We start from the raw sequence: 22,226 nt of genomic DNA on the forward strand, positions 1-22,226 counted from the left end.
TGAACGGTTGCAGTAGGTTCTGCGCACTTCTACACAGAGAGTCGATGGCTGGTGAGAATCGACAGAGGTTCAGAACTGAATTACGTCCGGGAGCATCTTCTGGTGTGAATCAGAGGACGGTTGCATGTATTTGCAGCCGTTATATAAATGAAGTGGCACATAAGTGCAACCAGGGTGGTACCGCGACCGTTAAGACCTCGTCCCTTTCCGTAAGGAGACAGAGGTCTTTTTTAATGCAGGAAAAAATTTATTTACAGGGGTGAAACGTATGCATATTTTAGACAATTTGTCCAAAAGAGGCCTGGTCAATCAGGTTACAGATGAAGAGGGATTGCGGAAGCACTTAAGTGAGAACCAGGTAACGCTCTACTGTGGATTCGATCCTACGGCCGACAGTCTCCATATCGGGCATCTGCTCCCGATTCTCATGCTGAAACGTTTTCAGAAAGCGGGACACCGGCCGATTGCTCTTGTCGGCGGCGGCACCGGAATGATAGGGGATCCGAGCGGACGTTCTACAGAGAGACAGCTGAACTCCGAGGAAACAGTCAAAGGTTTCAGTAAAAAAATCGAGAATCAGATGGCGGGAATCCTTAATTTTGATGAAGGGGAAAATGCTGCCGTAGCGAGAAACAATCACGAGTGGTTATCGGAAATGACAATCATAGATTTCCTTCGTGACACGGGGAAACACTTCGGGCTCAACTACATGCTGGCGAAAGATGCGGTGGAGTCCCGGATTGAAGCCGGTATCAGCTATACAGAGTTCTCCTACATGATTTTACAGTCTCTGGATTTCCAAAAGCTTTATGAAAAGGAAAATTGCACCCTTCAGCTCGGAGGAAGTGACCAGTGGGGGAATATCACTGCAGGTCTTGAACTGTTACGCCGCTCGGCAGCGGGTGAACAGGAAGTGGAAGCCTATGGCATGACGATGCCGCTCATTACGAAAGCGGACGGTTCAAAATTCGGTAAAACGGCCGGCGGCGCTATCTGGCTCGATCCCGAAAAAACGAGTCCTTACGAGTTTTACCAGTTCTGGGTTAACGTGGACGACAGAGACGTTATCAAATTCCTTCATTTCTTCACCTTCCTTGATTTCGATGAAATAGAAGAACTTGAACGGGAAGTACAGGAACGACCGGAACAACGGACAGCTCATAAACGGCTGGCCGAGGAGATGACCAGAATCGTTCACGACGAAACTGCGCTCGAACAGGCTCAGAGGATTACAGAAGCTTTGTTCAGCGGAGATATCAAATCACTGAACGCCGGAGAAATTGAACAGGGTTTCAAAGGGGTTCCAGGGTACACAGTGGAAGAAGAAGGGAAACGACTGGTGGAACTGCTCGTCGAAGCGGGTATTTCTTCCTCGAAACGCCAGGCCCGTGAAGATATTTCCAACGGGGCGATTTATATCAACGGAGAAAGAAATCAGGAAGTAGGTCATGAACTCGGAGAAGCGGACAAAATCGAAGGCAAATATACGATCATCCGCCGCGGTAAGAAAAAATACTTTTTCATCGAGTATAAATAAAAAGATGCGTACCTTATGGAAATAAAAGAAAAGCGGGTGATATGGACATTCTCTCCATATCACCCGCTTTTTGATGTGTTTTTTATTCGATATCCTCCGGAAGCATCTTGAACCCGGAGATCTCTGCATCCTCCTCCACTTCGATCATAATGTAGCGTTTGCCGTTCCGGTTAACCTGCCTTACGTGCGGAAGATCCTGAGGACTGACGGAGATGTTCGCCACTTTCGTACTTATTTTGATAGATTTTGAGTTGTACTTCGGAAGTACACTGCTCGCTTTCAGTTCATAGGACTCTTCATCCGTCACTTTGTGGAAAGCTTCTTTGACTTTTTCCTCTTCCACTTCGTGACCGTTCTTGCTCAGGAAGCTCCCTATATCCCGATAATCCAGTTTAGGGGATTCATCCTCTTCACTGCCTTCAAGCGTATAATTGATATCTTCGTAGACACTTGCAAGTGTCGAAGGACTCATCCGGTCCCCGACTACATCTTTGACGACTTCTTCAAAGACTGCTTTATCCTCTTTTGCAGTCATTGCTTTTTCTCCCTCAAGAACTTCTTCCATGAAAAAAGGATCGGGCTCATTCGGTTTTCCGGCAGAGTAGAGCACTCTGTTCACATCTCCGGTTCCATCCGTGATGACAGGGAACAGAAAGCCGCCGAGAGGTTTCTTCAGATCGATGACGGGATCGACGTCCACTTTATATTTGAACGTTTTCTCTATGTAGTCGAACTGTATTTCTTTTTCCGGTGGTTCCGTCTGGTTAATACTGCACAGCATGAACTGGCTCGAGAGCATCGTGTCCCGGTCGGCTTCTTCGGATTCAGCTGAAGGTGTCGTCGTTTTCAAATACTCTCCTTTTACGAAGGTGATGACTATGTCTTTATCGTAAGCCTGTTCTTTCATTATTTTTTCGGTCATTTCGAGCATCTGCTCCGACCATTCCTCCGTGTCGTTACTCAACAGACTCTTGTGCAGAAGAAGCTGGGTAGGTTCCTCGGTATCCCGTCTGAATTTAAGTTCGAACAGCTTCTCATCCAGCTGCCCGGAGAGAAGTTTTTTGAAATTCTGCATGAACAGCTCCTGCTGGTCCTCTTCAAGCATCTCAAACGCCTGGTGCTGAGCATGGAAAGGTTCGGAAGTTTCTTTCATAATGTACACCGTAAAAAGATCGGTGATATTCAAAAGGTCGGTATCGGTTTTCAACTGTCTGCGCAGGGCAGCTATATCTTTTTTATTCATGGATGGTCCCTCCTGTAAAGCAGTGAATTTTGCATAATGTCCATTATACCTTTCGTACGGAAATTCGGTAAGAGATTTTTTAGAGGAGCAAAAGGAAAAATAAGACCATGGGAACGAGACCCATGGTCGAAATAGCAGTAACTAATAGGAGATAGGAGCTCCCGGTCCCACCGGAATTCCGAGCAGCACCCATACCAGAAGGAGTACGAGCCATCCCAGAAGAAAAGCGACGGAGTACGGAATCATCATGGAGATAAGCGTTCCTATACCTATCTTCTTATCGTAACGTTGAGCAAAAGCGATGATGACAGGAAAATAAAGGAGTAAGGGAGTTACCATGTTAGTGACAGAGTCAGAGATTCTGTACAGTAACGTCGTAAACTCCGGTGAATAATCCAGATTCATCATAATCGGTACGAATACAGGGGCGAGAATCGTCCATTTGGCTGAGGAACTGCCGATGAAAAAGTTGACGAGCATGGTAATCCCCATAAAAGTAAGGATCAGTCCTGTTCCTGTAAAGCCGGTGTTTTTCAAAAACTCCGCTCCGTTGAAGGCGATGACCGTGCCAAGGTTCGTTTCACGGAAATAGGCGATGAACTGTCCCGCCGTGAATGCCAGAGCGATGTAGCCGCTCATGCTCGCCATCGTCTTTCCGAGTAGTGTTGTCAGGTCTTTATCATTTTGTATTTCCTTGGATACAATACCGTAGATAAGACCCGGAACAAAGAAAAGGACGAAAATGACAAAAACAAGAGCGTTAAAAAATGGGGAATCGATATAAGCACCGTCGCCCCGGAGCGGTCCGAGAGACAGGTAGACCATAATAGCAAAAGTTACGAGGAATCCGAGCCCTGCCAGGCGCATGCCGCGCTTTTCCCTGGCAGTCAGTTTTTCCAGGTTTTCTTCTTCCTCTCCTTCATATTTACCGAGACGGGGCTCGACGATTTTGTCAGTGACGAGCGTACCGATGACAGTTATCAGGAGAACGGAAGCTGCCGCAAAGAAATAGTTCATCGTTACCGTAATCGTATCTGCATAAGCAGGATCGATTGTTCGGGCAGCATCCGCTGTAAGTTCCTGCAGGATGGCATCGGTCGAAGTCAGTGCCAGATTGGCACCGAACCCTCCGGAGACTCCCGCAAACGCCGCAGCGAGACCGGCGAGCGGGTGTCTCCCAAGTCCGAGAAACAAAACAGCGCCGAGAGGAGGGAGCACTACATAACCGGCGTTCACGGCAAGGCTGGACATAACCCCGGCGAATACGAGAGCTGCTGTCAAAAGCCGGTTCGGTACCCCGAATACGATGCTTTTCAGTGATGAATGAATCAGTCCGGTCTGCTCGGCCAGTCCGATTCCGAGCATTGTGACGAGGACAGCACCGAGAGGCGGGAAGCCGATGAAGTTCTCGACCGCACTGTTGAATATGTAATCCAGTCCGCTCAGACTGAAGAGATTTTTAACTTCTACTACCTCGGACGTCGTAGGGTTCGTGACGGATACACCTGAAAAAATCCCCGATATGACTATGACGATTAATGCTAATATTGCAAACAGCAACAAAGGGGATGGAAGTTTGTTTCCTATCCATTCTATCCCGTCCAGGGCGCGGAACAGCAATTTACGTAAGGGAGAAAGCTTCTCCGAATTGTCTTTCAATATAGTTACCTCCTTTAAGCTTACCTTTTTACTAGGGATTAAATTTAACAGGGGTCCGGAAGAAAGTCAAGAAAGTGAACAATGAACGATTTCGAAATAATTTGACAGTTGTTCCCGTTTTGAGTACTCTGACGATTAAGCATCAGGTCATATATCTCAAAACTCTACTATTCCTTTCTTTCAAAAGAAAGAAAGGTGCGGAGAAACAACGGTCCGGAAAAGGTTTTGGCGAAAGAGATTGAATATCGGGAATTTTGGGAATTGTTTCAATGTCGATAAGGTTTTTGAGAAGACTGTAACTTATCGGTCTATCTCTGTACGATTGAAGAAGGTTAGAGTAAAAGGGGGATACGAATGAATATTTTAGTCTATCAGATGGATGTTATTCCGGGAGACCCGCAGGCAAACAGGGAGAAAGTGGGTAAATGGCTGGAAGAACAGGAACTTCATGATGTAGACCTGATCATGCTGCCGGAGATGTGGACGACGGCATATACACTGCCGGAACTGGATGATATAGCCGAAGATCCTGCAGACAGTGAAACAGTCCGGTTTCTTAAAGAGTCGGCTGAGCGTTATCACGTGCACATAATGGGAGGGTCCATCGCTGTTAAACGAGATGGAAAAGTATTTAACCGGGCACTGGTTATAAATAACGCAGGAGAGCTTGTCTATCATTACGACAAAATGCATCTGGTGCCTATGCTGAATGAACCTGCGTACTTAAGCGGAGGGGAAGAGTCGGTAAGAGTATTTGAACTCGACGGTGTCAAAATGGGGGTAGTCATCTGTTATGACCTGCGCTTTCCGGAAATTATCCGCAGTCTTGCCCTCCAGGGATGTAAACTTCTGTTCATCCCGGCGGAATGGCCGGACAGTCGACGGGCGCATTGGGATGTACTTAGTGCTGCCCGCGCTGTGGAGAATCAGATGTATGTGGTGACGTGCAACCGCCCGGGCGAATATGACGGTATTACCTTTGCAGGTTCTTCGGCTTTTATCGATCCGTGGGGCAACGTTCTGCAGAAAGGCAGTGTGGAGCATGAAGAAACACTGCGACAGGAATTAGAGCTTTCAAACGTTGCAGAAGTACGCGAAAACGTACCCGTCTTCGACAGCAGAGTACCTTCTCTGTACGATTAATAAAGCAGCTGGATTTTTTATGATTTGACGTTCCGGAATGGTATGGTTCTGTCTTGAATAAACATTATCCGACATGAATACAAAGTCGAACAACTGCAGAAATCGATCGAATATAAGAGAAAGAGGAAGGTGGTGACCATGGGACAGAACCAGGAAGAGCTGAAGAAGAAAAAAGTACAAAGGCGGGTGCTGTGGGGAGCGATATTTCTGATGGCGACTTCTTCGATAGGCCCCGCCTTTCTGACACAGACGACGGAATTCACTTCCCGGTTTATGGCCAGTTTCGCTTTCGCTATACTGGCCTCTATCATCATCGATATAGGTGCCCAATTGAATATCTGGAGGATTCTTGTAGTCTCAGGTAAACGGGGACAGGACGTAGCTAATATGGTCTTCCCCGGGCTCGGTTATTTAGTCGCGGCACTTATCGTACTTGGAGGCATCGCCTTCAATATCGGGAATGTGGCGGGCGCAGGCCTTGGTATCAACGTACTTTTCGGTATCTCTCCTAAAATAGGGGCGGTCATTACCGGTATAATAGCCATTGTCATATTCACTGTTAAAAATGCCGAGAAAGTTATAGACATTCTTATCCCTATTTTAGGTGTAGTGATGATAGCCATGGTCGGATACGTCATGGTCACGACGAATCCTCCTGTCGGAGAGGCAATGATTCGAAGTGTTCTTCCGGAGGACTTTGGAGCTCTCGTACTGCCGGTCATAACGCTTGTCGGAGGCACAGTGGGCGGTTATATTACATTCGCGGGGGCCCACCGGCTGATAGACCGCGGTTTTAAGGGAGAAGAAGCCTTGCCGCTGGTTATACACTGGATGAAGGAAACCCGGCAGCTTCCGTATTCCAGGTCGCGCTTGGAGATGTAGGGTATAAAATCTTCGGAGTGGTATTGTGGTCTGCCGCTATCAGTTCCGTCATCGGTTCCGCGTACACCAGCGTTTCATTTGTAAGATCTTTTCATCCTCAGCTCGAAAAATATTACAAATGGCTCATCGTCGGTTTCATCGCTTTTTCCACTATCATTTTTGCGATCGTCGGAGAGCCGGTCACGCTACTGATTATTGCGGGCTCGGTCAATGGTCTGATCTTACCATTAACTCTTGGTTCGGTTCTGCTGGCCTCAAGGAAGAAATCTGTCGTCGGGGAATATAAACACCCTGCCTGGATGCTTATATTCGGCATCGTTGCAGTGGTAGTGACCGTCGTAGCGGGAGTTCTTTCCCTGCAGGGGATCGCCGGTTTATGGCAGGGATGAAGTTGCGGTCGGATAGCAAATAAGCATACAAATGCACGGACGCACCAGTAGCCGAACATTATTGTTCCGCTGCTGGTGCGTCCGTTATTTCGGAATCGATATACCGTTTTCTGATCCGATACGATGTATTACCCGGAGTGTTTCGTTCCGTGTTTCTCGTTCCAGGCCTTGTAAGGAGATATGCCTTGAGAGTGACTTTCCCTTTCCATCGGCAATCTTCGCTGATTCATAGGTTTGGAAATTTCATCGTAGAAGTTTTCCAGCTCAAAATATTCCCGGTCATCGCGGTAGTATGTTTTATACTCATCTCTTTCAACAATGTACGTTACCTTCTCGGGGCTGCAGTAATAAATGGCGCCGAGACACATGGGGCAGGGGCTGGCAAGAATGTAGATGTGACAGTCGGTTAAATGTTCGGTCCCTAACTTTATACAGGCGTCTCTGATAGCCAGAGTTTCCGCGTGTGCTGTCGGGTCATTCGTCTGGGCCGCTTCGTTGCCGCGTTCCGCGATAATTTCCCCACCCTTTGTGATGATGCAGGAGAAAGGCCTGCCTCCCTCAGCGACATTATCTTCTGCCAGCTGAATCGTACGTTCAATAAAATTCATGCTTTATTCCTCCTCTATTTGCAAACCATTTAAAGACTCATTCCCTCAGGAGGTTTATTGAAACCGGCCTGGTGAGATTTGCTCAGTTATTAGGAAAAGAAATATTTTCAGAATCCGGGAGGGAGATTCGATGAATGAGCGGGCTGCTTTGGAAGAAGGGTTATATGTTAAAATGAAATAAAGGGACAGGGAGGGTTCTGCTTGATTTCTGTTAGGAAGAAAGAATATGTGGGGATAATGATTTCCAGAGTAATATTGAGCATTATGCTGATTTGTAGTGTGTATGCCTTTGTCGACAAGGAACCGGGTGTTGCAAAAACGCTTGCGGCAGCAGGGTTTATCGGCATTGCATTTTTATTAGTCGTATCTTTTCATAGAAGACGTTTCAATAATTGATTCTCCCGCATCCGGGCTTTAAAAGAAGATTCGGAGAAAGGGATTTAATTACTATAACAATAGCATATACGCAAAATGTGAGTTATAATTTTAATCGATAATTACTTGTTATTCGGGTGATTTTCATTTTCAATTTACCAACATACATATTCACGAAAAGAGATGTCAGATGAATGCTTTAATTTCCAGATTTTTAAAAGGCGGCTTCATTCGTAAAGTATTAGTGATGGTCTCGGGGACAGCCGGGGCCCAGGCGATTATACTATTAGCTTCTCCTGTGATCACAAGGATTTATGGGCCTGAAGCTTTTGGTGTGCTCGGGGTTTTTATGGCTGTATCCATGATTTTGATACCCGCTTCGGGGCTCGGTTATCCGATCGCCATAGTGTTACCGAAGCATGAAGAGGAAGCGGTAGGTTTAACCAAAATCTCTTTGTGGTTAAGTGTGGGCATGGCGCTGCTCTCACTGGTGATTGCCTTTCTGTTCGGAGAAGAACTGCTTGAATTATTGAATTTCACAGATATTAATAACTACTTATACTTTATCCCTCTAGTTATTCTGTTCGGCAGCCTTCTTCAGATTTCGGAGCAGTGGGCTGTAAGACTTCAGGAATTCGGGGTGATCGCAAGGACGAACATGTACCATGCTCTTATTGTGCAGGGGAGTATGGTGGGGATAGGGCTTATCTATCCATTTGCGTTCGTCCTTATTCTCATGAATGTGATCGGCCAGCTTTTGAAAGCTGTTTTTATGGGGACGGGCAGTCTGAGGAAAAGGAAATCGAAGGGTTCTATCGATGTTACTCATCCTCCGCTGAAAGAAACAGCCCGCAAATACAAAGATTTCCCCAGATACCGGGCTCCTGAGATGTTTCTGAATGCTGTGTCGCAGAACATCCCGATTATGCTGTTAAGCAGCCTTTTCGGGCCTGCAGCGGCCGGTTTCTTCACTTTGAGCAGAAGAGTTCTGGCAGCTCCGGCTACTTTGATTGGAAAAGCGGTAGGGGACGTTTTCTATCCGCGTATTACCGAAGCTTACTACAATAAAGAAAGCCTGCAGAAACTTATAAAGAAAGCCACATTAGGGCTTTCTCTTGCCGGTCTCATTCCTTATGGTACTGTAGTACTTCTCGGTCCCTGGCTGTTCGGCTTCGTCTTCGGTGATGAATGGGTGCAGGCAGGGGAGTATGCACGCTGGATGGCTCTGGCTTCTTTCTTCGGATTTATCAACAGTCCGAGCGTCAAAGCGCTGCCTGTATTGTCTGCTCAGGGCTTCCAGCTGTTGTTTACAATAGTTATGCTGACAGTGAGAATAGCTATGTTAGCAGTGGGTTCGTTCGTTTTTGAAAGCGACCTCGTAGCTATAGCTCTCTTCGGTCTCAGCGGAGCTGTCCTTAATTCGCTATTGATCATGATAACGATAAATATAAGTAAGAAGTTCGATGAAACATCATTAAATAAAACCGAAGGAGAATGAATATGCAAAAAACACATCACATACTTTGGACGGGCGGTTTCGATTCCACTTTCCGTGTACTGGATCTCGTTTTGAATAAAAAAAGAGAGGTTCAGCCTCACTACATTATCGATGAGGAACGCCCTTCCACTAATAAGGAACTGGAAACCATCCATACGATTATCGCCCACATAGGAATTATGGATATGAAGGCTGCCGAACGTATAAAGCCTCTGATTATCGTCAACAAAAAAGATATTACGTCCGACCAGGAAGATAAGGATAAGTTTGAAAGACTGATATCAACTTCCTTCTTAGGTACGCAGTACGTATGGTTACCTGCTTATCTGAAACAAAACGGCATTGCGGAAATCGAATCGGGAGCTCATAAGGATGACAATATCGAAACGTTCATTGCTGATTACGTTAAAAAAATAGAGGATAATGACGATTACTACTACATGCTAAAAAATGAATACGCAGACACCGATCTGTCCATATTCGCCCGCTTTCAATTTCCGCTGCTCGATTATTCGAAACTGGATATGGAAAGGATTGCGAAGGAAAGTGGTTTCAACCATCTTATGGAGATGACGTGGTTCTGTTATCGTCCGCAAAAAGACGGAAAACCCTGCGGTTTATGCAATCTGTGTAAGTATGCGAAAGAAGAAGGCATGGAACGAAGAGTACCGAGACCGAGAGTCGATGATTTTATAATGTTCTATTCGTTAAAGTATTTAAGAAAAGCGAAGAGAAACCTGGTGAACGGGAGCGGAAGTAAGAAATGAAGGACTTTTTGTTTTCCACAGAAGAATTCGCTGCGGCAGCTCTTAAAGAAAAAAGCGCGGATTCAGAAATATTCGCAGGGGAAACGGTTCGGCAGTTTGAAGGGGAGTGGGGGACGCTTCTTGTTACGGAGGACTGTTATACTCAATTCCAGCCTTATGAAGACGGGAAGCACCTTTTTATCGTGCTGGGCGGCCCTTTGTATACCGGACCGGGGACTGAGGATTTCCTTTCCGCCGTGCCCCGCCTTATGAGCGACTGGGAGGCCATTGATTTTTCGCAGCATTTCGACGGTCCTTTCGCATTGCTTAAAGTGGATAAGGAAGACAAGCGGATGGACTGTGTAACGGACCTGCTTTCCTTCATCCCCGTGTACAGGGCAGAACAGGAGGGACACCTGCTGTTGTCTTCGCACGTGGATCTGCTGGCGGACGCAGCGGGAGAAAGGGAGAAGCGGGATGCTGTATCCGAATTGGATTTCATCCTGCACGGAGCGGTTACGTATCCGTACACAGCGTACGAAAATATACGACAGGTTTCTCCCGGTACGATTCACACGATCGATAAAAATACGGCAGACATCAGCGGGAGAATCTGGTGGCTGCCTGAAGAGATTCTTCGTTACACTTCCATCGAGGAAGCGGCTGACGATTTAAGAAACACAGTCGAAACGTATGTTAACCGCGTAACTGAAAAAGAGTCTTCTGTCGCCCATTTTATAAGCGGGGGAGAGGACTCGAGAACGATAGCCGGGCTGATTCCCGATCACCTTCATAAAGATTCGTTCGTGTTTCTGGATGATTTAAACCTTGAAGGAAAAATAGCTAAAAAATCAGCAGCTATTTACGAATCGAATTTCCACTTCTATGCGAGGGACCCCTTACACTATTTGCATATCCTGCCAGGCAGCAGCGAACTTGTCGGATCCGGTTCGGAATACAAACATGCGCACACGTACGGGTTCCACGAAAAAGCCGGTCTGAACAAATATCCGGTCGTACTCGGCGGTCTATTTTCGGACGCTCTGTTAAAGGGGGCGCGCATCCGGAAAATACGAGGAAGCAAAAAATTCCCGTTTCTCCCTGATATAAAAGACAGCTACTATACAGTCAATAAGGAAGCTGGTGTGGATATATTCAAAGATGAGGTTATGAAAACTCTAAGACAGAGGAGAGAAGATCATTATCATACCATTAAGAAAATGAGACCTGAGTCTGCGAAAGAATGGTTTCAGATGTGGCCGGCGTCCATGAACATGAATATCCCCAACTTACATGTGAACCGCAGACTATTTTGTTCGTATGAACCATTTATGGCTAACGGCGTCGTGAAAATAAGCGCTTCCGTGCCTCAAAACTGGAAGATGAACAGAAAACTTTTCCACAGGGCATTTAAACCATACTTGAAACCGGCATGGTGGTTATGGCATTCCGATGGACGATTCCCTTATTTCTCAAGATATGCGAACATAGTGCCGCAACTGTTCGTATGGATGTATATGAATCTTGCGGTTAAAACAGGAAAAATTAAAGGGCACCAGGGGCCTTTTGCTCACTGGGATACGATTTTTTCAAGCGAAGCTTTCCGGCTGATGAAAGAAGAATATCTGAATTACGGAGGCGTTTTGCCACAGACGTTGAAATCAAACCACCTGTTCAGCAGCATTTTCGAGAGCAATCAGCTGGGGCCCCAGCAGAAAATAAATTTACTGCAGGTTCTCCATCATCATAAAACGGATGGATAAAGGAACGTATAAGTCAGGAGGGTAAGTATGCAACAGCCATTAGTAACGGTATTCATACCAATGTTCAATGCGGAAAAATATATTCAGGATACACTGGAGAGTATATTGAACCAGAGTTACAAAAACCTGGAAGTGCTCGTAGTCGATGACGGTTCCTCGGACCGTTCAGTAGAAATAGTTAAAAGCTATACCGATAATCGAATAAGGGTTGTCGTAAATGAAGAAAATAAAGGCATCCCTTATACAAGGAACGTAGGTCTTTCGCTTTCCAGTGGAAAATACATGGCGATTATGGATGCGGATGACGAATCAATCCCTGAAAGAATCAGGGAGCAGGTCAGCTACATGGAAGAAAACCCCGATATAGATGCAGTAGGCTCCTACTACCGGGCTAAGGGGAGTAATAATTCGAGGATTATGAAGGCTTATCATACGTCATGGGAAGAGATAAGAATTCAGCTGATGTTCAACAACCAGCTTGGAAATTCTACCGCTATGATCAGGATGGCTACTGTAAGGGACAACGGGTTAACGTACAATGAGAGTTACTATGTCTCCCAGGACTATGAATTCTGGTCCCAGTTGTCCAAAGTCGGCAGGATTGAAATTCTTCCAAAAGTGCTGGTGGATTACCGCACGGGTCATTCCAATGCTACAAATGCTTCCCTGTCAAATAAGATGTTCGAACGGAAAATACTGATAGACGGGATTCATAAAGATTTACTGGAGCACTACGGTTTTCATTTTTCCGATGAGGAAGTACAGGTATTCAATAATTTCTTCTTTTTGAATGTAGTTACTGTCTTCGATAAAGGGTACGTGATGAGAATCAAAGAAGTGCTGCAAAAACTTCTGGACACTAACGAAGCTTTTGATAAGGAGCTTTTAAAACGAGTTCTCAGAGTCAACGTTTTGAGGGGGCTGAGTAACAGCAGTGTCAATCTTAAGCAAAAGACGGGTCTTTTTCTTGATTTATTTCAGGAAATCACCTTCGGGGAAATGTTCCATCTGCTTTCACGACATTATCATAAGAAAGTGAAAGCGGTTCTGTGATGTAAAAGTGTCGCTGACTCAAAAGCCGTATAAATTATACGGCTTTTTTTGTTTTTTTATCTTTACGATAGTATGTATTTGAATTAATAATGAACCGTTTGTTGATATTATTAAATGATGAAGGGATTTTTTATTGTGCTTACGGTTTGTGAAGAATACTTAAGTAACAATTGAAGAAGTCTGTGTAATTATCAAATAAAAGATGACCAGAGATTTAATGACTGAAGATGGTGTGAGCATATCAGAAATTTGTATATGCATAAAAAAAGTTTACCTGCTGCTCAGCTTGAGCATATATTTATTCTTATTTTCATACAAAATAGCAGAGTCAAATAGAAAATCCCCTGAAACATTGAATAAACAACGTCAGGGGATTTTTCGTTGTACACCCGTATCTATTAACGGGAGTAGTACTCAACGATAAGAGCTTCGTTGATCTCGGATGTGAGTTCAGCGCGCTCTGGGAAGCGGGCGTAGGAACCTTCACGCTTCTCTTCGTCGAAAGTAAGATATTCCGGAACGAAGTTGTGAGATTCGATAGCATCTTCAACGATCGTCAAGTTCTGGGATTTTTCACGAAGACCGATCGCCTGACCAGGTACTACGCGGTAAGACGGGATGTCAACGCGACCGCCGTCGACTGTTACGTGACCGTGAGTTACAAGCTGACGAGCCTGTGGACGGGTACGGGCAAGACCGAGACGGTAAACGAGGTTATCAAGACGGGATTCAAGAAGGATCATGAAGTTTTCACCATGAACACCTTTCATTCTTCCTGCCTGTTCGAAAATGCGTTTAAATTGACGTTCAGTCAATCCGTACGCGAAACGGAGCTTCTGCTTCTCCTGAAGCTGAAGACCATATTCAGATTGCTTTCTGCGTTGTGTTGGACCGTGCTGGCCCGGAGCGTAAGGGCGTTTTTCAAGCTCTCTGCCTGTTCCGCTCAAAGAAATTCCATAGCGACGTGACTTTTTCCAAGTTGGACCTGTATAGCGTGCCATTGGGATTTCCTCCTTTGTCTATTTTATTTTGCATAAAATAAAAACAGTGTGTGTCCCTGCTTCACTGCGTATGATGTTTTCATGTACCATCGCCCCAGCAGCAAAGGGTTACTCGATACACCTCTTTACAAAGAGGAACAAAATACGAACAATGACGGTTCACGTAGGCTGCTGTTTATTTTACACAAAGGATATTGTACCTTGAACTGGCTGTTAAGTCAAGAGGGGTAGCGGGACAAAAATCTCCGCTGCCGGAACAGCGGAGATCTGTCTTAAATATATTGTTCGAGGATACTGACGAACTCGTTCAGATACTTTTCGTCCGTCTCATCAAAACGGTCGGTGCTCGGGCTGTCGATATCCAGCACGCCGAAAACTTCGTCATCCTTCATGATAGGAACAACGATTTCCGACTGGCTGGCCGCATCACAGGCGATGTGTCCGGGGAAAGCATTGACGTCTTCCACCCGCTGAGTTTTCTGTTCGGACACGGCGGTACCGCACACACCTTTACCGGGCGTGATGCGCAGACAGGCAGGAAGCCCCTGGAATGGACCGAGGACAAGTTCTCCGTCCTCCATCATATAGAAGCCTACCCAGTTAACGTCGTCCAGAAATTCATTCAGAAGCGCCGAAGCGTTGGACAGATTGGCGATTACGTTCGGCTCACCATCAATCAGTGCCTTCAGCTGTTTTAAAACGAGACTGTAATTCTGTTCCTTCGTACCGTTATACGTGATAGATTGAAACATAGGGAATAAGCTCCTTTCAATTTTGAAAAAAATAATTGTGCAGGGATTTTCAGTATTTCAATAGAATAATATATTGCAGGAGAGGGGACGCTAATGATGAAAAACACGCACCCTACGAAAGAAAAAGTGATTCAGGCAGCAGGAACACTTTTTTATCAGAAAGGTTATCATGCGACTTCTGTGCGCGATATTGCCAAAGAAGCCCAAGTGAATATTTCTCTGATCAGTTACTACTTCAATGGTAAACAGGGGCTTTTCGAAACGATTGTCATCGATCATCTCGAAGCGAATCTGAAATTGCTCGAAGAGTCGCTGGGTGAACATTTTCTTACAATAGTTAAGAGAATTTTACACTATAAAATGGATAACTATCAACTGTCCTGTTTTGTCCACAGAGAAATGATGCTTGATTCGACGCTGCTCCGGGAACTGCTTGTTACTTATATAGCGAAGGAAGACTCTCTGTGGGCGAGTATATTGTTTCAGGCGGATGATATTTCCGATCTCCGTTATGGCCAGGAATTACAGCTTCTGCAAATGAAAGGGATGCTTCAGGCTCCTTTCACCGTCCCCTGGTATCAGAGAGGGGAAAGAAGCAGTACGGAAGCTAAACGCTATTTTATTGATAAGTATGTTGAAAACATCCGGCAGTGGTTCAAAGGAGATCCTGTCGAATAAGTTCTTTGCCGGCATTCATCCCTTTTGCTGTATGGGCATCTGAGCCGTATACAAGAGGGATGCCGGTCTCATGAGCCTTAAGAGCTATAAAGGAAGGGGGATAAGGTTCCGTGCAGTACTCCTTCATCATCCCCGCACCATTATAGTCAAGCTCCATGGTGCTGCTTTTTATAAGCGGAAGGCTCTCTTCCGCCATAGATTCCCATCCTTCCGGCGAGGGGTACAGGTGATGAAACTTCCTGATAAGAGTCATATGGCCGACCCGACCCGGTTTACAGGAACCGAGGTCTGCTGAAGCAGAGTGACGGATCTGCCGGAAATAAGCCGAATACAGCGAATGGATTCCGCCGAAGTCGTCAACTGCCTGCCGGAAAGCTTCAGGACTGTAATCGATACAATGCCAGAACGATTCTCCCTTCAGAAAGTGGACGGACAGGATACTATCCGAGAGATGAGGCCCATATTCATCAAGGAAGTCACGTATTTCCCGCTCATATCCCTGTATGTAATCGACTTCCAGGCCGGGGTGGATAGTTATGTCTGTCTTGTACAGATCTCTCACTTTATTCACCGTTTCCAGATAGTTTTCGAAGTCTTTCATGGACATGGCGCTGTCTTTACCGGGAACCGGGTCCTCGAAATTCGCCGGGAGGGGAGCGTGTTCCGTGAAGGAAATCGTCCTGTACCCGGAACGTAAAGCTTTTTCTACATATTTTTCAAACGAGTCCCTGCTTCCGTGTGGACAGAAGGGGCTGTGTATGTGACCGTCTCTCATTCGGATACATCCTTTCCGATAAAAACTTTTGATTTTACACCGGGAATTTTTTAATTATTTTAGCCAAAAGCATTAGATTAATGGTATCATAAAAGGTAATGAATCTGTAAGTTGTCGGTACTGAACGCAGGTTCCGTCATGTAGCCAGGAGGGATTTTGTATGAAGTATATAGTAGGTGTGATCGTAGTGATCATCGCCCTTATTATTGTCGGATTTATATGGAGAAAACGTGTGTATGATCAGATCGATCAGCTGGAAGGTTGGAAGCTGGATATCAGGGACCGCAATGTTTCTGAAGAGCTGAACAAAGTGAAACGGCTCAACTTGTCGGGAGAGACAGAAGAGCGTTTTGAATCATGGCGGGAGAGATGGGAAAGTATACTGACCCGGACGCTTCCCGAAATCGAGGATGACCTCTTTAAGATGGAAGAAGCCGTGGACAAATTCCACTTTCAGAAACTGAAAAAACAGAAAACCGCGACGGAAGATAAACTGGATAAAGTAGAAAACGAAATAAAAGAAATGATGGAAGAACTGAACAGCCTTCTTACTTCCGAAGAGAGCGCCAGGCAGGAAGCGGAGGAACTGCAGCCGGAACTCGATGCTTTGAAAAAGAGACTGATCAAGGACCGTTACGGTTACGGAGAGGCAGTGCACGTTTTCGAAGGCCGCATCGATAATACTCAGGAAAAGATACATCAGTTTGAGAAACTTTCCGAGGAAGGCAATTATCTGGAAGCCGAAGAACTGATAAGATCTGTCCGGACAGATGTAGACCAGCTGAAAGAGGAGACAGCCACCTTCCCTGATGCGCTGAGAAAGTGCAAGAAAGAACTTCCGAAGCAATGTGAAGAACTACAGCAGGGAATACTTGAAATGAAGGATCAGGGGTACAGAATAGACCACTTGGGATTTGAGGAAGAATTACATAGATTCCAGGAAGACCTCCGATACTATGAAGAGAAAATGGAAGCCGGAGAGAGCATTGACTACAGTGACGTTTGTACGATGGAAGCACGTATCACTGAAATGTATAACCAGCTGGAGGAAGAGGCGCTGGCTGTCCAGACGTTCGCGGAAAGATATGAAGCCTTCTCCGAGAGGTTAAGACAGATGACGTTCGGCATGCGTGAGGTTGAGGAAGAAGCGGAAATAGTGAAGCAGGCTTACCAATTCAGTGAAGAAGATATGGAAGCTCTCCAACAGGCCAAGAGTACTTTTTACGCTATCGTGCAGGCGGATGATGAGATGAGAACTCAGATGGATGATGGGGAGACACCTTTTACGAGACTGCTTTCACAATTGAACCAGGAAGAGGATAGACTGAATCTTCTTGATAAGGAAAAGGCTCACGTAGAAACGAGACTGGAAGATCTGAGAGAGGAAGAATGGAAAGCTAATGAAAGAATTGTTCTGATTGAACAGGATCTGAAAGAAATCAACAGAAAGCTCAGACGGAGCAATCTGCCCGGACTTCCCCGGGAAGTTGTCGACATTATCGAGAAGGCCCGTCTTGCCGTAGATGAGGCTTTCGGTACTCTTGAAGAGGTGCCGCTTGAGATGGACAGGGTTCACGAAAAGATAGATGAAGCCGAAGACGCGCTGCAGGTAGCTCATGAGAGATCCCGCGAAATTATGGAGCTCTCGCGACTGACAGAACGCCTGATTCAATACGGCAACAAATATCGTACTTCCCGTCCACTTGTAGCTGCGGAGCTAACGGAAGCAGAAAAAGAGTTCCGCATGACAGAGTACTCCCGGGCTTTTGAACGGACTTCCAAAGTCCTTGAAAAGATAGAACCCGGAGTAGTGGATCGCTTCCGTGAACAGGAAGAGGTAACGGTATAACAGAAAGCATATAGAACGATCGATTTGAAAAAGAGCCTGTCGGTAATTTGCCGGCAGGCTCTTTCAATGAGTAATAGAAAAGGAAAGCACGTGTCGTTTGAAGTGGAATTACTGAACGAGTTGTGTTAATATAACTCATTGCATTTATAGAGCGAAAGAAGGGAAACTACCGTGATTTATTTAGATAATAGTGCCACTACGCGTCCTTACGAAGGGGTTCTTGATACTTTCACCAGAACGGCTGAGCGATTTTATGCAAATTCTTCTTCCATTCATGCTTTAGGGGGAGAGGCTGAAAGACTGCTTGAGTCCTCGAGAGAACGGGTCCTTTCCTGGTTGGGAGTAAAGGAAGGGTCGGTCATTTTTACATCCGGGGGCACGGAGAGTAATAACCTCGCCGTCAAAGGCACCGCCCTCATGCATATGTCCCGCGGGAAGCACCTGGTGACGACAAGGGTGGAACATCCTTCCATCCTTGAAACGTTCCAATCTCTTGAATCTTTCGGTTTTGACGTCACTTATCTTGAAGTGGATGCCTATGGACGGGTGGATCCGGAAGATGTTCAGAAAGCAGTCAGGCAAGACACGATTCTTGTTAGTGTGATGTCCGTAAATAATGAAATGGGAACCGTGCAGCCTATAGAAGAAATAGCGGCATTCTTGAGCAACTGGCCTAAAGTGTATTTTCATGTGGACCATGTGCAGGGCTTCGGAAAAGTCGATCTTCCTTTCCATGAAGCGGCAGTAGATATGTGTTCGCTCTCCGGTCACAAAATCCATGGCATGAAAGGAACCGGAGCACTTTATAAAAAAGATCATGTGCGTCTGTTTCCTCTTCAGCATGGCGGAGGTCAGGAAGACGGGGAACGTGCCGGTACGGAAAACCTGCCCGGAATCGTCGCTTTTACGAAAGCGATGCGTCTCATAAAAGAAGAACAGCAGGAAAAAGCACAGGAGCTGCAGAGACTTCGTAACTATGCGTATGAGGAGTTGGAGAAAATGGCCGGGGCTGTAGTCAACTCACCGAAACGTGGGGCTCCGCACATCCTCAATTTCTCACTTCCCGGTTATAAACCTGAAACGGTTATCCACTCTCTCGGCGAGCGGGGCATATATATTTCGACGAAGTCGGCCTGTTCTTCGAAGGAACCGGATAAGAGTTCAGTTCTTGACGCTTGCGGGGTGAGCGGGGAAGCAGCATCTTCCGCCCTGCGGATCAGTTTGTCCTACAGTACGACGGAAACAGAAGTCAGGCAATTCATTACTGCGTTGAGCGAAGTGAAAGCCTCATTAATAAAAACGATGGAGGTATAAAAATGGAATTTGATCATATATTGATCCGTTTCGGTGAAATGGCTCTGAAAGGGAAAAATCGGAAACATTTTGAGCGCCAGCTGCTCGAAAACGTTCAGTTCCGTCTGGGGGAATTCCGGCGGGCGAAGGTAAAGAAAACGAGAGGGCGTATGTACGTACTGCTGAACGGAGAAGATGCAGAAGAAGTCATGAAAGCCTGCCAGCAGGTATTCGGTATTTACAGTCTCAGTTTCGCCATTCATACGGAAAACGAGCTGGAAAAATTGAAAGAAGCTGTACTTTCCGCAGTACAGGCGGAAAACGGGGCCCGGACGTTCAAAATTTCTGCCAAGCGGGCGGATAAATCCTTCCCTCTTACTTCGGAAGATCTCAACCCGGCACTTGGGGGGCATATCCTTAAAAATACGGAAGGATTGAGTGTGGATGTCCACCATCCGGACGTCGAATTGAAAGTGGAGATCCGACACGAAGGGGCTTATGTAACTTCGAAGGATTACCCGGGTGCAGGCGGTTTTCCGGTCGGTACTACAGGAAAAGCGATGATCATGCTTTCGGGAGGCATTGATTCTCCGGTAGCCGGCTATCTTACGATGAAACGGGGAGTGGAAATAGAGGCCGTCCACTTTTATTCCCCTCCTTACACGAACGAGCGTGCCAAGCAGAAGGTTCTGGATATCGCTCAGGAGCTTTCCCGGTACGGAAAACGTATTAAAGTGCACATCGTGCCGTTTACAGCCATCCAGCAGAAAATTCATAAAGATATCCCCGACAGCTACGGGATGACTATTACGCGCAGAATGATGCTGAAGATTACGGAAAAGGTAGCCAGACAGCAGGGGGCGCTGGCGATTACCACAGGCGAAAGCCTCGGCCAGGTAGCAAGCCAGACGATGGAAAGCATGAACACGATAAACGAAGTGACTGATTATCCGGTGATCAGACCTCTCGTGACGATGGACAAGCTTGAAATCATAAATATTGCGGAGAAGATCGATACGTATGATATCTCGATCCGTCCTTATGAAGACTGCTGTACTATTTTCGTTCCGAAAGAGCCGAAAACGAAACCGAATAGGGAAAAGACAGTAGCTATCGAACAGTCGGTAGATTTTTCCGGTTATATAGAAGAAGCAGTAGGGAATATAGAGACCATTCATATTAATGGAAAATCAGAGGGTCGGAAACAGGAAAGTTTTGCCGACTTATTTTAACGAGTGTCTGCCTGTCGGTTTTTCTGTTGTGAGGTACAGCGGGTGAAAAAGCCGGCAGGTGTTTTTTGGGGAAAAAGAAAACGGTTGCAGGAGGGGAAAGTGGTGGAACTTTGGTTCGGGGGAAAAATTTATACAATGATAAACGAAGGAGACTGGGTGGAAGCTGTAGTTGTGAGTGAAGGGCGGGTGATGGACACCGGGAGCACCAGTGAACTGTATGATAAGTACGGGGGAATGTTGAATGAACAGCATAATCTGAATGGCGGCATTATGTATCCCGGTTTTACGGACAGCCATTTACATATGATGATGCACGGGGAACGGCTTCTCAGGCTGGACCTGTCATTTATGAAATCAAAGGAAGAGGTTCTCCGTGCTCTGAAACAGTATGCGGATAATACGTCTCCGGGAGAGTGGATCGTAGGAGAAGGATTCAATGAAAATCAGTGGGAGGAAAACGGACTCATCCATAAGTCTGAACTGGATGAAGTGACCGGAGAACATCCGGCCATCATTACGAGAGTCTGCCGCCATGCGCTGGTTGCGAATTCCGAAGCTGTCAGACTCGCAGGAGTAACGAAAGAGTCTCCTGACCCGCAGGGAGGGAGAATCGGGAAGGACGAGCGCGGAGTAACTGGTGTTTTTCATGACGAGGCTCAGGAACTCATTAAGCAACAGATGCCGGGCGTATCATCGGACTATCTCGAAAAGGCGCTTACGGCAGCGATAGAAGATATGTATGCCCGCGGTCTTACAGGCGGACATACAGAGGATCTGTATTATTATGGAGGTTTTCTTAAAACATACCGCGTTTTCCGCAAGGTCATACATGAAAGAGGAAAGAAGTTCCGCACTAATCTTCTCGTCCACCATAAAGCAGCAGACGAAATGGAAGAAGCGGGGCTCGCTTTCGGGGACGGGGCGCCCTTTACAGAACTTGGAGCTATGAAAATATTTTCTGACGGGGCTTTAGGGGGCCGTACCGCTCTTCTGAATGCTCCATATGAAGATGACCCGTCGAACCGGGGCGTGGCTATCCACAGCGATGAAGATCTCGATGATCTTTTCAAAAAAGCAAGAGCAAAGGCGATGCCCGTAGCTGTTCATGCTATCGGAGACGGGGCGGTAAAAGCCGTACTTGAAAGAATGGAACGGTTTCCACTGAAAAATGGGCAAAGAGACCGGATTATTCATGCGCAGATTCTGGACGGGGAGCTGATTGCCCGTCTGCAGAAATTACCTGTAGTGCTCGACATACAGCCTTCTTTTGTTGCTTCCGATTTTCCGTGGGTGATAGAGAGAATTGGCGAAAAAAGGATGGAGTATGCCTATGCCTGGAAAACCCTTTACGATAAAGGCGTCCTCCTTGCAGGAGGGTCCGATGCTCCCATCGAAGAAGTGAATCCGCTGCTTGGTATCCGGGCGGCTGTAGACAGGAGGGCGACCCTCGATTTTCAGGTATACGGGGAAGAAGAAAAACTGTCGATGTACGAAGCGATATCTCTGTATACGAAGGGAAGTGCCCATGCAGTCAGCAGAGAAGAGGAGCAGGGAATGATCCGTGCGGGGTATGTGGCTGATTTTACCGTGCTGGACCGTGATCTCTTCTCATCAGCCGGCCACGAGGTCGCCGATGCGGTCGTTATGATGACGGTAGTCGACGGAGAGATTATGTACGAAAAATAATGAAAAGAGATCGAGCAAAACAAAGAGCCGGTCAACACTGACCGGATCTTTGTATTATATCTTC

The 22,226-nt window shown here is 46.3% G+C and carries 18 protein-coding genes, 1 pseudogene and 1 other annotated feature (1 of these 20 running past the window's edge); of the genes and pseudogenes, 13 read left to right on the forward strand and 6 right to left on the reverse strand.

The genetic code is table 11. The features are described from left to right. Positions 1-208, forward strand: a binding site (T-box leader) (it extends 10 nt beyond the left edge of the window). A gap of 60 nt (positions 209-268) precedes the next feature. Next, a complete protein-coding gene (gene tyrS / locus BLU03_RS03635; protein ID WP_093105666.1) occupies positions 269-1,537 on the forward strand; it encodes a tyrosine--tRNA ligase in 1,269 nt (422 codons plus the stop codon). A gap of 82 nt (positions 1,538-1,619) precedes the next feature. On the opposite strand, the gene BLU03_RS03640 is transcribed toward tyrS, so the two are convergent. Both BLU03_RS03640 and BLU03_RS03645 read right to left on the reverse strand, forming a co-directional pair. After that, positions 1,620-2,780 carry a DUF4317 family protein gene (locus BLU03_RS03640; protein ID WP_093105669.1) on the reverse strand — a complete coding sequence of 387 codons (1,161 nt, stop codon included), beginning with the start codon at positions 2,778-2,780 and terminating at the stop codon, positions 1,620-1,622. 141 nt (positions 2,781-2,921) lie between these two features. Continuing rightward, entirely contained in the window at positions 2,922-4,439 is a 1,518-nt protein-coding gene (locus BLU03_RS03645; RefSeq protein ID WP_093105671.1) for an AbgT family transporter, read from the reverse strand. A 354-nt stretch (positions 4,440-4,793) separates the two neighbouring features. Here BLU03_RS03645 and BLU03_RS03650 point away from each other — a divergent pair, with 354 nt between their 5' ends. Both BLU03_RS03650 and BLU03_RS03655 read left to right on the forward strand, forming a co-directional pair. Further along, positions 4,794-5,582: a carbon-nitrogen family hydrolase gene (locus BLU03_RS03650; RefSeq protein WP_093105674.1), complete on the forward strand. Its 789-nt coding sequence runs from the start codon at positions 4,794-4,796 to the stop codon at positions 5,580-5,582. A 138-nt stretch (positions 5,583-5,720) separates the two neighbouring features. Next, positions 5,721-6,853, forward strand: a pseudogene (locus tag BLU03_RS03655) (NRAMP family divalent metal transporter). A 128-nt stretch (positions 6,854-6,981) separates the two neighbouring features. Here BLU03_RS03655 and BLU03_RS03660 read toward each other — a convergent pair. Then, positions 6,982-7,461, reverse strand: a complete 480-nt coding sequence (locus tag BLU03_RS03660; protein WP_076572559.1) for a nucleoside deaminase — start codon at positions 7,459-7,461, stop codon at positions 6,982-6,984. Between the two features lie 201 nt (positions 7,462-7,662). Between BLU03_RS03660 and BLU03_RS03665 the strand changes: the two genes are divergently transcribed. The 5 genes from BLU03_RS03665 to BLU03_RS03685 all read left to right on the forward strand — a co-directional run bounded on the left by BLU03_RS03665 (position 7,663) and on the right by BLU03_RS03685 (position 12,896). Then, entirely contained in the window at positions 7,663-7,857 is a 195-nt protein-coding gene (locus BLU03_RS03665) for a hypothetical protein (protein WP_093105677.1), read from the forward strand. Positions 7,858-8,026: 169 nt separating this feature from the next. Continuing rightward, entirely contained in the window at positions 8,027-9,334 is a 1,308-nt protein-coding gene (locus tag BLU03_RS03670) for a lipopolysaccharide biosynthesis protein (RefSeq protein WP_093105680.1), read from the forward strand. A 2-nt stretch (positions 9,335-9,336) separates the two neighbouring features. Continuing rightward, entirely contained in the window at positions 9,337-10,101 is a 765-nt protein-coding gene (locus tag BLU03_RS03675; protein ID WP_176765396.1) for a 7-cyano-7-deazaguanine synthase, read from the forward strand. Further along, complete coding sequence (locus BLU03_RS03680; protein ID WP_093105685.1) at positions 10,098-11,843, forward strand: asparagine synthase-related protein; 1,746 nt, start codon at positions 10,098-10,100, stop codon at positions 11,841-11,843. Before BLU03_RS03675 ends, BLU03_RS03680 begins: the two co-directional genes overlap by 4 nt. A gap of 27 nt (positions 11,844-11,870) precedes the next feature. Continuing rightward, positions 11,871-12,896 carry a glycosyltransferase family 2 protein gene (locus BLU03_RS03685; protein ID WP_093105687.1) on the forward strand — a complete coding sequence of 342 codons (1,026 nt, stop codon included), beginning with the start codon at positions 11,871-11,873 and terminating at the stop codon, positions 12,894-12,896. 398 nt (positions 12,897-13,294) lie between these two features. Here BLU03_RS03685 and rpsD read toward each other — a convergent pair whose 3' ends face one another. Together rpsD and BLU03_RS03695 are read right to left on the reverse strand one after the other, a co-directional pair. Continuing rightward, positions 13,295-13,897: a 30S ribosomal protein S4 gene (gene rpsD / locus BLU03_RS03690; RefSeq protein WP_008591480.1), complete on the reverse strand. Its 603-nt coding sequence runs from the start codon at positions 13,895-13,897 to the stop codon at positions 13,295-13,297. Positions 13,898-14,169: 272 nt separating this feature from the next. Continuing rightward, the gene (locus tag BLU03_RS03695; RefSeq protein WP_008591478.1) at positions 14,170-14,649 is read right to left on the reverse strand and encodes a GAF domain-containing protein; all 480 of its coding nucleotides are present in this window, start codon (positions 14,647-14,649) and stop codon (positions 14,170-14,172) included. Positions 14,650-14,742: 93 nt separating this feature from the next. Here BLU03_RS03695 and refZ point away from each other — a divergent pair, with 93 nt between their 5' ends. After that, a complete protein-coding gene (gene refZ, locus BLU03_RS03700; RefSeq protein WP_008591476.1) occupies positions 14,743-15,327 on the forward strand; it encodes a forespore capture DNA-binding protein RefZ in 585 nt (194 codons plus the stop codon). Here the strand turns inward: refZ and hisJ are convergent. Then, a complete protein-coding gene (gene hisJ / locus BLU03_RS03705) occupies positions 15,305-16,102 on the reverse strand; it encodes a histidinol-phosphatase HisJ (protein WP_076569670.1) in 798 nt (265 codons plus the stop codon). The genes refZ and hisJ overlap by 23 nt on opposite strands. Before the next feature lie 160 nt (positions 16,103-16,262). On the opposite strand from hisJ, the gene BLU03_RS03710 reads away from it, so the two are divergent. The 4 genes from BLU03_RS03710 (at position 16,263) to BLU03_RS03725 (ending at position 22,162) form a co-directional block, all read left to right on the forward strand. After that, positions 16,263-17,951, forward strand: coding sequence for a septation ring formation regulator EzrA (locus BLU03_RS03710; protein WP_093105690.1), 1,689 nt, complete (start codon positions 16,263-16,265; stop codon positions 17,949-17,951). 171 nt (positions 17,952-18,122) lie between these two features. Next, positions 18,123-19,265 (forward strand): cysteine desulfurase family protein, encoded by a 1,143-nt coding sequence (locus BLU03_RS03715; protein ID WP_093105693.1) that lies wholly within the window; start codon positions 18,123-18,125, stop codon positions 19,263-19,265. 2 nt (positions 19,266-19,267) lie between these two features. After that, entirely contained in the window at positions 19,268-20,476 is a 1,209-nt protein-coding gene (gene thiI / locus BLU03_RS03720; protein ID WP_008591469.1) for a tRNA uracil 4-sulfurtransferase ThiI, read from the forward strand. A 102-nt stretch (positions 20,477-20,578) separates the two neighbouring features. Then, on the forward strand, positions 20,579-22,162 hold the full coding sequence (locus BLU03_RS03725) for an amidohydrolase (RefSeq protein WP_093105695.1): 1,584 nt from the start codon (positions 20,579-20,581) through the stop codon (positions 22,160-22,162). The last annotated feature ends 64 nt before the right edge of the window (positions 22,163-22,226 follow it).

Origin of the sequence: Salimicrobium album (assembly GCF_900107115.1) — a bacterium.
GTDB lineage: Bacteria > Bacillota > Bacilli > Bacillales > Halobacillaceae > Salimicrobium > Salimicrobium album.

Excerpts from the sequence above, each read along its gene's own strand:
- BLU03_RS03675 (WP_176765396.1), top strand. The coding sequence starts at position 9,337 with ATGCAAAAAACACATCACATACTTTGGACGGGCGGTTTCGATTCCACT.
- thiI (WP_008591469.1), top strand. The coding sequence starts at position 19,268 with ATGGAATTTGATCATATATTGATCCGTTTCGGTGAAATGGCTCTGAAA.
- BLU03_RS03695 (WP_008591478.1), bottom strand. The coding sequence starts at position 14,649 with ATGTTTCAATCTATCACGTATAACGGTACGAAGGAACAGAATTACAGT.
- BLU03_RS03650 (WP_093105674.1), top strand. The coding sequence starts at position 4,794 with ATGAATATTTTAGTCTATCAGATGGATGTTATTCCGGGAGACCCGCAG.
- BLU03_RS03685 (WP_093105687.1), top strand. The coding sequence starts at position 11,871 with ATGCAACAGCCATTAGTAACGGTATTCATACCAATGTTCAATGCGGAA.
- hisJ (WP_076569670.1), bottom strand. The coding sequence starts at position 16,102 with ATGAGAGACGGTCACATACACAGCCCCTTCTGTCCACACGGAAGCAGG.
- refZ (WP_008591476.1), top strand. The coding sequence starts at position 14,743 with ATGATGAAAAACACGCACCCTACGAAAGAAAAAGTGATTCAGGCAGCA.
- BLU03_RS03640 (WP_093105669.1), bottom strand. The coding sequence starts at position 2,780 with ATGAATAAAAAAGATATAGCTGCCCTGCGCAGACAGTTGAAAACCGAT.
- BLU03_RS03680 (WP_093105685.1), top strand. The coding sequence starts at position 10,098 with ATGAAGGACTTTTTGTTTTCCACAGAAGAATTCGCTGCGGCAGCTCTT.
- rpsD (WP_008591480.1), bottom strand. The coding sequence starts at position 13,897 with ATGGCACGCTATACAGGTCCAACTTGGAAAAAGTCACGTCGCTATGGA.
- BLU03_RS03710 (WP_093105690.1), top strand. The coding sequence starts at position 16,263 with ATGAAGTATATAGTAGGTGTGATCGTAGTGATCATCGCCCTTATTATT.
- BLU03_RS03670 (WP_093105680.1), top strand. The coding sequence starts at position 8,027 with ATGAATGCTTTAATTTCCAGATTTTTAAAAGGCGGCTTCATTCGTAAA.
- BLU03_RS03660 (WP_076572559.1), bottom strand. The coding sequence starts at position 7,461 with ATGAATTTTATTGAACGTACGATTCAGCTGGCAGAAGATAATGTCGCT.
- tyrS (WP_093105666.1), top strand. The coding sequence starts at position 269 with ATGCATATTTTAGACAATTTGTCCAAAAGAGGCCTGGTCAATCAGGTT.